Source organism: Bacillus sp. 3255, assembly GCF_031456485.1.
Taxonomy (GTDB): domain Bacteria; phylum Bacillota; class Bacilli; order Paenibacillales; family NBRC-103111; genus Paenibacillus_E.
In genome coordinates, this window is sequence record NZ_JAVDUS010000003.1 from 328,923 (window position 1) to 343,248 (window position 14,326).

Here is a 14,326-nt window from a genome sequence, read left to right on the forward strand (position 1 = left end):
GAATTGGATAAAGTTCTTTGACAATCATATAATGGGGTGAAATTTTTGAAAAAAAAGAAGTTCAATGGGCGAAATTTGCTCGTAGTCATCATGCTTGTTTTCGCTAGTATAGGATTCCCTCAATTCTCTGGTACTACTCTAGCTGCAGCCCCTTGGGGGAATGCTGTTTCTGGGACAACGGATGATCTAGTCAATGTTTACTATGGAAATGGGTTATTTGTCGCAGTTGGTAATGCGGGGACCATATTAACCTCTAGCGATGGAATCACTTGGGACAAGAAGACGCTGTCTGGCGGAGATGATTTATCCGCGGTTGTGTACTCTGAAGGTAAATGGGTAATTGGCGGTGCGAATGGAGTCATTTATACTTCAACGGATCCAACGATTGTCTCTTCGTGGCAACTTGCAGAAACCGATGGCGTTAGTAGTATCATATGGAACATAACTGTAGGTGGGAATGGAACATTAGTCGCTGTCGCTGAAAACGGTGAAATTCTTTATTCAACGGATGGCGGCGAGATTTGGCATAATGATTTTACCAATGCTTTTGGTTTCTATGGGGTTCATTATGGAACTGCCAAAGGTAAGAGTCGATATGTGGCAGTAGGTCAGACAGCTGAGATTCAAACTTCGGATGACGGGGTCGGAGGCTGGGAATGGAGAGACGCTGGAGCTGGTGTGAATTTGTACAGTATTACCTCAGGTAATGATCTTTTTGTTGCTGTTGGAGACACAACATTGCTTACCTCCCCAGATGGCATAGACTGGTCGTCGTTAACATGGCCAACTGAAGCACCGACAGGCAACTTATACAGCGTTGCATATGCGGGTAACAAATTCATAGCCGTAGGTGAGAACGGTACGGTTCTTACCTCGCTAGACGGTAAAACATGGGATTATGAATCCGCTGGCACCACAGGTTATCTGCTGGGGGTTGCCGGGGGACATGATCGATATGTGGCTGTCGGTGAGGGTGGAATGATTAAAACTCAACCGATGAGCAGCAATGCGAACTTGAGTGGTCTGAAATTGGACGGGGGAACTCCATACGCACCTGCGTTTTCAAGTGCTACTACTTCATATACATGGAGCGTCACGAGTGATGTTGATACGGTGCAAGTTACCCCTTTTCTTCAGGACTCTTTTGCAACTGTGACCATTAACGGGAAACAAGGGTTCGACGGTATGAACAAGTCCGTATCCTTAAACCAAGGTTTGAATCAGATCACAATTGTTGTCACCGCTCAAAATGGAACAAGCACAACCTATACGCTTGATATCACTAGGGGCAGCACAGTTTCAAATAATGCGAACCTAAGCAACTTGACTGTGAGTGCCGGCACGTTAGCACCAAGCTTTACAGCTGATCAAACGGAATACACGGCAAGCGTAGCTAATGGTATAACGAGTGTAGACGTAACGGCAATGGCAGCAGACAGCAGCGCAACAGTTGAAGTTACAGAAGCAGTGAACGGTCACGTGGCGCTGATTGTGGGTGAGAATATGATTCATGTACAAGTCAAAGCCCAAGACAGCACACCGAAGACATACACAATCAAGGTAACGCGTGAGGCATCCTCGAATGCGAACTTGAGTAATCTAACGTTAAGTGAAGGCACGTTAGCACCAAGCTTTACAGCTGATCAAACGGAATACACGGCAAGCGTAGCTAATGGTGTAACGAGTGTAGACGTAACGGCAATGGCAGCAGACAGCAGCGCAACAGTTGAAGTTACAGAAGCAGTGAACGGTCACGTGGCGCTGATTGTGGGTGAGAATATGATTCATGTACAAGTCACAGCCCAAGACAGCACACCGAAGACATACACAGTCAAGGTAACGCGTGCGGAGGCTCCCACAATGAACAGTACAATCAGCACTGCTATGGCCAGCTTTGATAAGAAGATAGCCGCACAGGCAGACATAGCCACAACTATGACGCTGAACGGCAATATACTCAGCAGCATCCAAAACGGGGCGGCAAATCTGGTGCTGAATACGGACTACACGGTTTCGGGAAACGATGTAACCATCAATAAAGCCTATTTAGCAACACAAGCGGTGGGCACTACGGTTCTGACGTTTAACTTCAGTGCAGGCAGCGCACAGACACTGACAATTTCTATCACCGAAACGATAGATCCGGACACCACTTTACCAGAAGCACCAACAATTAACCTAAATCCGAATTCATGGACTAATGGCAGTGTAACGGCAACAATCTATGGTGAACCGGGAGCAACAATAGAGTATCGTCTATCTCCAACTGCTAGCTGGCACGTTTATAACACACCGGTTGTTTTGAATGAAGAGGGCGAATACAGTATCTACGCCAGACAAACGGATGCATCAACTAACATAAGCGGGACAAATAGTGCGATTATAAGAATAGATAAAACTAAGCCTGTTATTCAACTTATTGGCGATGAATCTGTCTCTGTCTACTACCAAGGAGAATTTACGGATCCTGGCGTTCTTGTAACAGATAACTTAACTCAGAATCCGCAAGCTACTGTAACGGGGAATGTAAATACAGGTGTTGTCGGTAGCTATCAAATCTTCTATCAGGTTGTGGATGCAGCCGGCAACGCGGCCGATCAGAAGGTGAGGACAGTACACGTGATTGCGAAACCCAAAGATCTTCGATTTGATCAAGCAACCTATACAGTGAAAGAAAAAGGCAGCATGCCTTTCCATCTTCATATGAATTTTGACGGTGGTGATGATCAAGACGTTACTCTTCTGGGTAACTATTCCTTTGCGCCTATTGGGATAGCCAGTGCCTCGGTGGACGGTACCATTCAAGGCATTAAGGCTGGACAAACTGTACTCACAGCTGTTTATGATAATCGATCGATTAGCGTTCCAATTAACGTACAAGCAGAGACGCTTGATGTCTATGATGCAGCCCAGCAAGTTCAAATTGGTTATGATGCAGGGGATACTTGGGAAAGTGTAACACAAAATGTGGTTCTCCCTACTATAGGGAAAAACGACACTATTGTTACATGGTTATCTAGTGATCCAGACGTAATCTCAAATATAGGTCGTGTTACGCGTCCAACAACTGGTGACAAGACGATTTACATGCTTGCAACGGTCAAGAAGGAGCAGCTAGTAGCCAAGAAAACATTCCTTGTGATTGTAAAAAAGAGCTCCTTAAGCGTAGTTAGCGAGGAATCAACACGCACTGTACCCGTTCGTGTAGGTGAAACGCAGAATGATGTGGAGCAAACGACAATAGTACGGAAAACCTTGTCTGACGGAACGAAGATTGATAAGGTAACGCTGGAAGCAGATAAAGCACAAGCCGCAATATCTGAAGCGATTGCCCAGAACCAAACACTTGTAAGGGTAGTCGTTAACGACATCCCGACAGACCGTGCGAATGAAGTTGCGGTAGAGGTGTCTTCATCAGCTTACAAGAATATGGCCTCTAAGCTAGACTTGGCTATTGAAACGGATGAAGCAACCGTGTTGCTGCCTAAGGATACCTTACAGCTTCTGGAGCAGGCAAATGTGGAACTTTTCTTCCGGTTTGTTCCAATTCGGGACGCTGAGCTTGCTAATCAGGTTAAACAGCAAGCTCAGATGGATGCAAAGGTAGCCGAACAATCTGTGAATAAAACTGTTAGTCAAATCGGTACGCCGATGGAAATTGAAACCAATGTAACGTCGGACAGTCCAAAAGAGACCAAGCTCGTATTCCCGTTGGCGAAATTAAACCCGCCTTCGAATACATTGGAGCGCGAAGCGTATTTTGCTAACTTGTATATTTTTATTGAACACAGTGATGGAACGACTGAATTTAAAAAGGGTACGGTGGAGAGAGATACCGGAGGCAACATTATCGGATTATCTGTCCTCATTAACAAATTCAGTACCTTTACCGTGTTAAAGCTGGATGAAATTAATAACACTTCAAATGGTAACTCCGGTCATGTTACGACGGCTCCTGAAATTACTCAAACGGTTCCTACTACTGAGGATATAGAAAACGTTACCGTGAAGCCTTATATTAATGGCTTCGAAGACAGTCTCTTCCTTCCGGAACGGCAGACAAGTCGAGCAGAGTTTGCTGCGATGTTATGGCGGATCATGCTAAGTGAGGGAAGCGGGCAAGCTATAGCAACGGGGAAAAATAGCTATGAGGATGTTTCGGCAAGCCATTGGGCTTTTGAAGCTATTGAAGGTCTACGCTTAAAAGGAATTATGACCGGTGTTACAAAGAATGAATTCCAGCCTGAGCGTCCTGTCACTCGTGCTGAGCTCGCAACATTAGCCGTTAGATGGAAAGTGCTTAAGGATACCGAAATATCTGGAAATGCCTCCTTCCCTGATATTCAAGGCCATTGGGCTGAAGAATCGATTAAGTTGTTAGAGGCACAGGGAATTGTAAGAGGGTATGACGATGGAGGCTTCCATCCCAATGATGGCGTTACTCGAGCAGAGGCAGTGACGATACTGAATCGCTTGATGAAGCGAGTGTTACCTGAGATCGGTAACCCAAAAGCGACTTGGAGAGATGTGAATAGTTCTCACTGGGCTTTCAAGGATATTGAAGCGGCATCACGAGTTTATACAATAGAAAGCACAAAATAATAACAAATTATAGGGCGTCCTACAGCTATCTAGCGGAGGGCGCCCTTCGTTTTTATCAAAGTCGATCCATCCTCTCCTCTCAGTGGTAGATGGTGGTACTTCCGTCTTACTAGGGTTACGTTTCCTTTTGTTGTGCAAATGTTTTATCTGCGAATGATATCCGGCGAAACAAACATATGGTCATAATCGCGGTGGTACTATAGGTTGGATTTGTAAATTTTTTTTACGTGTCGGTTAAGTAATGGGCAGTTTAGTTCCAATATGTGTTAAAATGAGACAACATCATTCTTGCCATTGGAGGACCAAAAATGCAAAAGCTAAGCCATTCTTTCAGTGGAGCGCTGCGAACATTTTCCTTTTGGTTAGCAAACGGAACTGTGGGACTGCCATTACTTGAAGGTATTGATTATTCTTGTATATTTGAAGAGCCGAGCGCATTAGAGAGAGCATATGCAATCTTTGCAAATGTGATAGAGATGGATGACAATGGAACAGTTCTGAATGCAAAAAATGCAGAAAAGAGGGCTGCGCAGTTTATTCGAAGTTATGTTGACAGTAGTTATCGTGTTGAGCCAGAGTTTGAGGATTGGGAAATTTCACTTTATTAGTAAGGGAAACTATTGCATCAACGAGGAACGATAGTTGAATCAAAAGGCGATGCGGAGGAAATACAATTGACACTTCAAATACAAGTTGTATCCACAGAAACATCCTTTCAACCATCGTATTCAAATGTTCAACCCATATGGCACTTGATTGTACTTACTGTGGTTTCACTTGGGTTCTATCAAATGGTATGGTTCTATAGAACATGGAAACAGCTATGTAACCATAACAACTGGAATATTAGCTATGTCTATAGAACTGTATTCACATTCATTCCCATCATTGGTTTTGTTATTGTAACTAACTTGTTTAAGCGTATCAAAAGGCTTTTAGAACTTAATGAAATTGAGATAAGAGTCTATCCAGTTCTTTTTATGTTATCTTTCTATGTTCTAAACGCCCTCTTTAGATTACCAAGTCAAAATTGGTGGCTATTAGGATTTTTATCAATCATTCCAATTGCATACACACAATATGCTTTAAATATCTATTGGAGGAAAAAGCAAGTGAATTACATTGTACGGAGCAAATTCTCTATAAGACAGTGGATTCTAATAGCTTTAGGTATGTTGTTTTGGATTCTTGCAATAATAGGGATGTTTGGGTGATTTCTAAGCAAGAGTAGGGAGCAGGCTGTCACAGCGCTGCTCCCTGTTTCATTTAAAGTAACGGGAGTTTAGCGCAACTTATTAAAATGGGTATATGACATAAAAAGAAAAAAGTTATTTATAACGAATATCAATTGAATGGAAAAACAAGATTTTTTCATGTTGCAAAACCGTATTTATCAAGTGAAAGGAGTCAATAATGGATGTTCTTGTGGGGTTTTTATTAAATTGACCAAAACGAAAGGATTATTGAATTAATGAAAGAAAAATGCAGTAAACACTCCGCTAACGGAGATCGATAGTGTAAAAAAGCGTGACTGGTGGTATAAGGTAACCCAAGATAAAATTAGGAAACATGGCCCTGCCTTACCGTCAATTAAAAGATATGGGTTCAGTCTTGCTGACCCATCGACATGAAGCGACTTACGTCTCCTGCATACTCGGTTAGAATAGATTTACCGATAATGAAAAGGAGGATTTTGACATTGAATAGTTACGATGTCATTATGATTGGAAGCGGCCACAATGCCTTGATTACAGCCGCTTACTTGACTAGAGCGGGCCGCAGTGTGTTAGTGTTAGAGAAAAACGATCGTCCAGGAGGTTTCCTACGCACGGAGGAACTCACCCTCCCTGGCTTTAAACATGATGTGTATGCAGCGGCCCATCCGCTTTTATTGACTGGCCCCGCCTATGCAGACCTTCGGGAAGCTCTTGAAGAACGCGGACTTCGTTACATAAATACCGAACTTCCAACCGGCGTTTCGATGGAGGATGGGCAGACGGGCGTGTTTTCCCGTTCATTTGAGGACCTAGTAGTAGAAGCTGAGCGGCTGGCACCTGGGGATGGCGACGTTCTGGCTCGTTTGTTTGGAGAATTCAATCCCTATGCCGGCGATGTATTTTCACTATTTAATTTGGACCTCTCCGGTACTCAAGCATCCGAAATACTTACTAAGCTGCTTCACGACAAAGGACGGCCGGGCTACTCGGGGTTCGCTGCATCTTTCTTTTCAACCGCCCGAAATGTGGTAAGTTCTTTGCAATCCGCTGCACTTCGCTCGATGCTGGCGTCGTGGGTTACACATCTAGGGCGGACACCGGACGAAATCGGAAGCGGCATCTGGGTCCCACTCACAGCTATGGCGTTGATGGGCGGCGGCATGCCTATACCTGAAGGTGGCAGCGAGAAGCTTGCACAGGCCTTAGCGCAATTGATACAGGACCAGGGTGGTACCATCCGCGTCCATTCAAACGCTAAACGTATTATCGTGAAGCATGGTCGTGCCGTTAGCGTGCAGACATCAGACGGCGAGGAATTCCAAGTTAATCAGGCAGTCGTTGCCTCGACCGGTCCGGATCAGCTCTACCTTTCGCTGCTGGATAATGTTGAGGTTAGTGCTCCTCTGCGTGAGCAAGCCAAGCATTTCCGTTATGGTCGAGGCTGCGTACAAATCCACCTTGCGCTTAGCGAGCCCCCGCGATGGCCGGATGCGCGTTTCGCCAAGGTCGGTCAGCCGCATTTGACGGATGGGTTAGATGGGTTCACGCAAGCGATTGCGCAAGCGATGTCGGGTTTGCTTCCGGCCAAGCCGACCTTTACGGTGGACTGCTCCACAAATCTTGATCCGTCTCGCGCGCCGGCAGGCAAGGCTGTGATGCGTATTCAAGTTCTTGAAGTGCCTTGTCGTCCACGTGGCGATGCTGCAAATCAAATTGATGTTGGCGACGGGACTTGGACCCCGGATCTCACTGCGCGTTTCGTAGAGCGTGTGTTAAAAATTGTAAGAAAACATATCCCTAATATTCCAGACGCGGTTATCGGTCATGCGGTTGTAACTCCTGATACGATTGCACGCTACAACCCCAATTCAGGCCCAGGCGATCCGTACGGAGGTGCCCATGATTTGGCGCAGAGTTTTCTTTTCCGGCCGCTTCCGGCGCAGCCCAGTCATCAGACGGAAGTGCCGAACCTGTTTATGCTGGGAGCGGCAACCTGGCCGGGTCACGGCATTAATGGAGGATCAGGCTACATCGTCGCCCAAAAGCTACTGTCACAAGATTACTAGCAGTATCGGAAAAATCAGATCCAAGAACATTGAAACACCGCGGCAGCCGGTCATATGACGATCGGCTGCCTTTTCTACGCTAATTAGAGTTTAGTTTCAATATGTGTTAAAAGATTGGGATTCTGGGTGGCCCGGCCAGTCGGCTTAAAAATTATTTTTTCTATCTTGTAAAAGGAAAGGAAAACGTTATGAAAGCAAACTCTTGCAGCAGCAAGACAAGATATGCCAAGAGCTGCATCGGCAGCTGCAGGACATCGCGTCTGATTTCGTTATAAGAAGAAATTGGGGTAAGGAGATTACCATGAGGCAGGAAGAAATGGTATATAACTATAATTACTTGATTAGTGCGGAGAAGGTGCCCAGCTTTTTAAGTGTTTTCGACCAAATTCAAGATTCGCTCAAAGAATCCGGTTGGATGTTAGAGCTGACCGGTCCATGGCCTCCTTATCATTTCGCAAAACAAGGCAGGGAGGAGTGACCTTTGCATCAAAACTATCGAAACAAAGAAATGACATTGTTGGATATTCTGGATGGATTGATTGATAAAGGCGCTGTAGTTAGCGGAGAGCTGATCATTTCCGTAGCCGATATTGATCTGATTTATGTAGATCTTAAATTGTTAATTGCATCTGTACAATCCATCCTCGAACAAAACTCGGGTGATCAGAGAGTTGAATCTCATCAAGGATGGGGGTCTTCGAATGAGCAGCCTTCAAACAAACCGAATTCATTAACATTCATGCAGCTTGAGTCTATCATCTAAGGCAAGTGATTTAGAAACGGAGCAAGGAAAGCTTAAAGAGCGAATTAATCGAATAGAAGGCTATCTGGAAACAAAGCAAGATCCAGTCGTGTAGGGAGAGGGGCAGCGAGCCCCTCTTTTTTTCTAGCATGATATCTCATTGAATATATATACATAATAGCGTATATTAATACATATCTAATTGGTAAGGGGTGGAAAAATGAAATATAAAATATTTGTTGATGGTCAAGAAGGTACAACTGGTTTAAAAATACATGATTACTTATCCAAGATTTCTAACATTGAAGTACTCAAGATTGAGTCGGAACAGCGAAAAGATCACGAAACCCGTAGGGCTTTAATTAACGAAGCAGATGTCGTCTTCCTTTGCCTTCCAGATGCTGCCTCAAAGGATTCCGTATCTATGGTAATTAATGACAAGACCAAAATAATAGATGCAAGTACAGCGTTTAGGACCAACCAGGATTGGACTTATGGATTACCAGAATTACATATAAATCAAAGAACTAAAATCCAAAATTCATCTAGAGTATCTGTCCCTGGATGTCATGCAACGGGGTTTATTTTAGCCATACATCCTTTGGTAGCGGAAGGAATAATTCCAAGGGATTACCCTATGTCTTGTTATGCGCTTACGGGATATAGTGGTGGAGGTAAGAAACTAATATCCGAATATCAGAACTCAAATAAAGAACAGCTTTTTGCCCCAAGACATTATGCACTTAACCTTAATCATAAGCATCTTCCTGAAATGCAACTATATTCCGGATTAAGCGCAGCACCACTTTTTACTCCAATTGTCGGAAACTATTATCAAGGTGATGCAGTAAGTATTCCTCTCTTTCCTAGAATTTTCAATAAAAATGTGACGGCAAGAAATATTCAAGAAATGCTTGCCTCTTATTATAGAGAAGATCGGTTTGTTCGAGTCGCCCCATTCGACTCTGAGGCATATCTTGAAGATGGTTTCTTCAATCTCATGCAATGCAATAATACAAATTATTTGGATATATTTGTTTTTGGTCAAAAAGACCAGATATTACTTGTATCGAGATTTGATAATTTAGGTAAAGGTGCTTCAGGGGCAGCCATTCAAAATATGAATATTATGCTTGGATTTGACGAAAATTCAGGACTAGATTAAAAAAAATAAGTTCTTCGTTGAACTAACGGAAACTAGAATTTAAAGAAACATTGAGCAGCCGAAAAAGGATTATGACACGAGTAACGTTAAAAAACTCCTCTCTAAGTGGAACTTAGAGAGTTTTTTTTCTTTTACCCCCTTGTTATAGTACCACTTCAGCATCACTACACCTACTGATCGACAGCATAAGAACCCGCTTGCGCTCCTTGGCTCAATTTTTATACATGTAACCTTCGTTTTTTCGATTATCACCGCTTTCTCTAGTTGATATAGTTGGATGTATCAGATACGGACAAATCAACTTGTAAGCGCAATCTGAAACAATAAGACACTATATACAGAGGTGATCTCATGAAGGGGTTTAAGCGGGGAAGAGCAGGAAAGGGGCAATTATACTTGATGCTGCTCCCCAATCTAGTGTTGTTTGCAGGATTAACGGTGTATCCGATTTTGTGGTCGCTGCGGTTGTCAGTACCGATGAATACCTAAGAAGGGATGAGAGAAACATGAAAAGAACATTGGTAGTTATAACCGTTGCAGCATCTGTAATGATGCTGACCGCATGCGGGAATTCGGATGGAGGAGCTAAGTCCACGTCGACTGAAAGCGCTGTCTCAAAAACGCAACAGGATCTGTTGGGGCTAAGACCGTTATTAAAGTATGGACGTTAAAACCGTGCCGATCAAGATTATATGAACAGTAAGATTGCGCAGTACAATAAAGATAACAAGGACAATATTCAAATTGAATATCAAATCTATGCGGAGAACTATAACCAGTCCTTGGATATTGCTCTGGCTACGAATGAGGGACCTGACGTCTTCTTCGACGGCGGTACGGCATTCCAAGACCACTTGACCAAGGGGGATCTCGCTCCGCTGGATAAGTACCTCACACCTGAATACAAGAAGAGATTCGGGGAGGGGGCGTTCATTGACGGCATCAATGTCGTAAACGGAAATATTTATTCTATGCCTGCCATCAGCACAACTCCTCGTTTATACTATAACAAAGGGATATTTGACAAAGCTGGAATAGCTGAACCTCCGAAAACGATTGACGAGATGGTGAAGGACGCCAAGCAAATTACAGATAAGTTGAAAGGAGAAGGCATATACGGCTTCGCGGCTAACTTGAAAAATCCGGCACAAGCGTACTCCCGCTCGATCGACTATATGTTAATGAGAAGCGGCGGTGTGGAGGCCGGATACGATTTCATTAACGGTAAATATGATTTTAGCAGCTACAAACCGATTCTGAACGCATACCGTGCGATCTTCACTTCCGGCGCGGCATTCCCGGGATCCGAATCCCTTGATATTGATCCGCTGCGCACACAATTTGCTGCAGGTAAAATTGGTATGTATATTTCATGGTCCCACTCGGAGCCAGGCGTGTACATGAACCAATTCCCTACCAAAGAGGTGTGGGATGTCGCACAGCTTTCAACGATTGACGGACAAGTCAAAGGATCTCAGCATATTAACCTGGCAGGACGCTGGTTCTTGATGAACAAAAATTCCAAAAATCAAGATCAAGCTTGGAAAGTTATGGAGTTCCTGTACAGCGATGACTTGCTCTCCGGCTACTACAACAAAGGCTTAGGCATGGTGATGCTTCCTTCCGTACTGAAAAATGCCGAGAAACCGGATACGGTAAAAAAATGGCCGAACCTGGAATTGACCGATAAAGACAAAATCTGGCAGCCGCTGCCAACAGGCGTGAAACCGGAAGGCAACGATATGTACTTTGTGTTTAACGCAATCATTCTAGGCGCAATTGATATCGACAAAGGTATTCAAGATTTGAATACCCGCTATAATGCCGCACTGGATAAGTCCGTAAATGATGGAAAAACGAAGCGCATTCAATATCCGAATTTTACTCCGGACAACCCGGGCAAAGTATTTGAAAATAAATAAGGCGGAGAAGAAGCGGAAAGCGGCGGAGAAGGAGAAGCCGACGCTTCCTCTCTTTTCTTCATTTGAGGTGAAATGATGGAGCATCGTTGGAAAGCAATTTGGATTACAGATCCAGAATTTGCTGGATATGAACCGCAGCCCATGTTGAACAAGGAATATGATCCGGTAGAGCGTATGGCGCATCCCGAGCATCTTAAGAACCGGCATATGCTTGTGCGGAAGCAGTTTCAATTACAGACTGCTCCCAAAGAAGCTCTGCTCTGCATCACCGCGGACGACTATTATAAGCTGTATGTGAACGGGCATTTTATAGGACAAGGACCGGCACAGGGATATGCATTTCATTATAACTATAATGAGTGGAACTTGAGCGCTTACCTGCATGAAGGAACGAATGTGATTGCCGTACATGTGTATTATCAAGGCTGCGTTAATCGCTATTATAATAGCGCGGATTTACGGCAAGGTATGATCGCTGAATTGCACACGGAGCATGGGCTTGTTCTTGCGACAGACGGCAGCTGGCGGTATAGGGTTGCGTGTGAATTCGGACCTGCCGACACGGTCGGATACGAGACGCAGTATTTGGAGAATATCGATCAACGACTAGCCAATGTAGGATGGATCGAAGTCGAATATGATGATCGTGAATGGCTGTATGCGAGAGAAAATCATCAAGCTGATTACATATTGGTTAAGCAGTCGACGCCGCCCCTTAGCGTGTACCGTCTCAAACCGCAGAGTGTGCGAACTGTGAGGAAAGGCGACTATGTCATTGATTTTGGCCAGGAGGTTACGGGTCAGTTTGAAATGGTCGCTTGCGGAGACCCCGGAGAGCAAATCATTATTCGCTGCGGTGAAGAATTGTACGAGTCTAGTCAAACAGTCAGGTACGACATGCGCTGTAACTGTAAGTATGAGGAAACTTGGACGTTGTCGGGTAACCGAGATACACTCCGGCAATATGAGTATAAAGCGTTCCGGTATGTAGAGGTACTCGGATTGCCTGGTACCATCGACGTTAACAGTTTTGCTGCTATGGTCAGACATTATCCGCTAGATGAACAGGCGATGACATTTGAGTCGAATAATGAGCTATTGAACCAAATCTGGTCCATCTGTAAAAAAGGCGTGCAGTTCAGCGCCCAAGAAAACTTCGTAGATTGTCCGTCCCGCGAGAAGGGGCAGTACCTGGGAGACAACACCGTCATTGGGCATTCACACATGTACATCAGCGGAGATTTGCGGCTATTTAAGAAGGCAATTCGGGATTTTGCATTAACAAGCACGGTATGTCCGGGTCTCCTGGCGGTTGCACCAGGGCACTTTATGCAGGAGATTGCTGATTTCTCCCTGCAATGGCCAATCCAGCTGTTGCTATATTATGAGCACAGCGGAGACAAGGAATTTTTGCAGGAAATGCTGCCTGTCGCCGAAGGGATTCTAGCTTATTTCCAAAAGTACGAGCGCGAAGATGGACTGCTTGAGAATGTGAAAGAAAAGTGGAATCTAGTCGACTGGCCCGATAACTTAAGGGACGGCTACGATTTTGCGCTTACCCGTCCCGTTAGCGACGGATGTCATAACGTCATCAATGCGTTCTACTACGGCTGTGTGAAGACGGTTCAAGCCATTAAGGACTTGTTGAATATCAAATATGAGGACCGGCTTCCTGCTCTTAAAAAAGCCTATCAGACAGCTTTCTTCCGTCCGCAATCCGGATTGTTCGCCGATGCATTAGGCACGGATCATGCCTCGCTTCACTCGAATATGCTTGCTTTGTATTTTGAGATCGTCCCGGAGCACGCAATTTCATCCGTTTGTGCTCTTATCCAAATGAAAAGATTAAGCTGCGGCGTATACATGTCCTATTTCTTGCTGAAGGCACTGGCCAAAGCTGGTGAAACCGAGCTGATCTACGAGCTCATTACTTGTCAGGATGAGCGTTCATGGGCGAACATGGTGAAGGAGGGGGCGACAACTTGCTTTGAAGCGTGGGGGAAAGAACAGAAATGGAATACAAGCTTATGCCATGGTTGGGCCAGCTCGCCGATTCCTATACTTATCGAGGAAATCATTGGGATCAAACCGGCAGCTCCAGGTTGGTCATCGATCCGATTTGATCCTCACTTGCCTGATGGAATGCCAGAATTCTCTCTAACCTTTCTCACTATGGCGGGGAAAGTTCACATTCATTACGCTGGCGGACATCTGGAACTTATAGCCCCAGAGGGGGTAGTTATTCGTCGGTGTTGAAACAGCTGCATAACCAAGCCCTCAGCCCCAGGAAAGCCGGGAGCAAGGAGTTGTTAGCTTGTGAGGTCGGCATGCTCAGCGGAAACAACGATAATGCCATAACCATATCAATGCCAAATAAGTGAAAAGAAACATGAAGACGTTCCCGACTGACTGAAAAATAAAGGATTAGACCGAGAAAAAATTGGAATCGAATGGGATTGCGATAACGGGGGGCTGTTGACTGCCCCCTTTTTTTTGTTTTTACCGCTTGACTTGGTGTTAACACCAAGTTGTAACATAAGCGTTGCAACAATCACAAGCGTAATGATATCCGTCATTCCGCTCAAACAAAGATAAGGATAGGTGAGGAGCAA

The 14,326-nt window shown here is 44.6% G+C and carries 7 protein-coding genes and 1 pseudogene; all 8 read left to right on the forward strand.

The window, feature by feature from the left end:
• Nucleotides 1–45: 45 nt before the first annotated feature.
• The 8 genes and pseudogenes from J2X61_RS06325 to J2X61_RS06360 all read left to right on the forward strand — a co-directional run bounded on the left by J2X61_RS06325 (nucleotide 46) and on the right by J2X61_RS06360 (nucleotide 13,970).
• Nucleotides 46–4,602 (forward strand): cadherin-like beta sandwich domain-containing protein, encoded by a 4,557-nt coding sequence (locus J2X61_RS06325; RefSeq protein ID WP_310186639.1) that lies wholly within the window; start codon nucleotides 46–48, stop codon nucleotides 4,600–4,602.
• Nucleotides 4,603–4,910: 308 nt separating this feature from the next.
• Complete coding sequence (locus J2X61_RS06330; RefSeq protein ID WP_310186641.1) at nucleotides 4,911–5,210, forward strand: DUF7677 family protein; 300 nt, start codon at nucleotides 4,911–4,913, stop codon at nucleotides 5,208–5,210.
• 1,112 nt (nucleotides 5,211–6,322) lie between these two features.
• Entirely contained in the window at nucleotides 6,323–7,885 is a 1,563-nt protein-coding gene (locus J2X61_RS06335; protein WP_310186643.1) for a phytoene desaturase family protein, read from the forward strand.
• Nucleotides 7,886–8,060: 175 nt separating this feature from the next.
• A pseudogene (locus J2X61_RS06340) lies at nucleotides 8,061–8,363 on the forward strand (GvpL/GvpF family gas vesicle protein); the annotation flags it as partial.
• A gap of 3 nt (nucleotides 8,364–8,366) precedes the next feature.
• Nucleotides 8,367–8,648: a gas vesicle protein gene (locus J2X61_RS06345; RefSeq protein WP_274469246.1), complete on the forward strand. Its 282-nt coding sequence runs from the start codon at nucleotides 8,367–8,369 to the stop codon at nucleotides 8,646–8,648.
• 199 nt (nucleotides 8,649–8,847) lie between these two features.
• Nucleotides 8,848–9,792 carry an N-acetyl-gamma-glutamyl-phosphate reductase gene (gene argC, locus J2X61_RS06350; RefSeq protein WP_310186645.1) on the forward strand — a complete coding sequence of 315 codons (945 nt, stop codon included), beginning with the start codon at nucleotides 8,848–8,850 and terminating at the stop codon, nucleotides 9,790–9,792.
• A gap of 692 nt (nucleotides 9,793–10,484) precedes the next feature.
• Nucleotides 10,485–11,714, forward strand: coding sequence for an ABC transporter substrate-binding protein (locus J2X61_RS06355; protein ID WP_310186646.1), 1,230 nt, complete (start codon nucleotides 10,485–10,487; stop codon nucleotides 11,712–11,714).
• Between the two features lie 141 nt (nucleotides 11,715–11,855).
• Nucleotides 11,856–13,970 (forward strand): family 78 glycoside hydrolase catalytic domain, encoded by a 2,115-nt coding sequence (locus J2X61_RS06360; RefSeq protein WP_310186647.1) that lies wholly within the window; start codon nucleotides 11,856–11,858, stop codon nucleotides 13,968–13,970.
• Nucleotides 13,971–14,326 lie beyond the last annotated feature (356 nt).

Coding starts and splice junctions, on each gene's coding strand:
- argC (WP_310186645.1), top strand. CDS start 8,848: ATGAAATATAAAATATTTGTTGATGGTCAAGAAGGTACAACTGGTTTA.
- J2X61_RS06330 (WP_310186641.1), top strand. CDS start 4,911: ATGCAAAAGCTAAGCCATTCTTTCAGTGGAGCGCTGCGAACATTTTCC.
- J2X61_RS06335 (WP_310186643.1), top strand. CDS start 6,323: ATGATTGGAAGCGGCCACAATGCCTTGATTACAGCCGCTTACTTGACT.
- J2X61_RS06360 (WP_310186647.1), top strand. CDS start 11,856: ATGTTGAACAAGGAATATGATCCGGTAGAGCGTATGGCGCATCCCGAG.
- J2X61_RS06355 (WP_310186646.1), top strand. CDS start 10,485: ATGAACAGTAAGATTGCGCAGTACAATAAAGATAACAAGGACAATATT.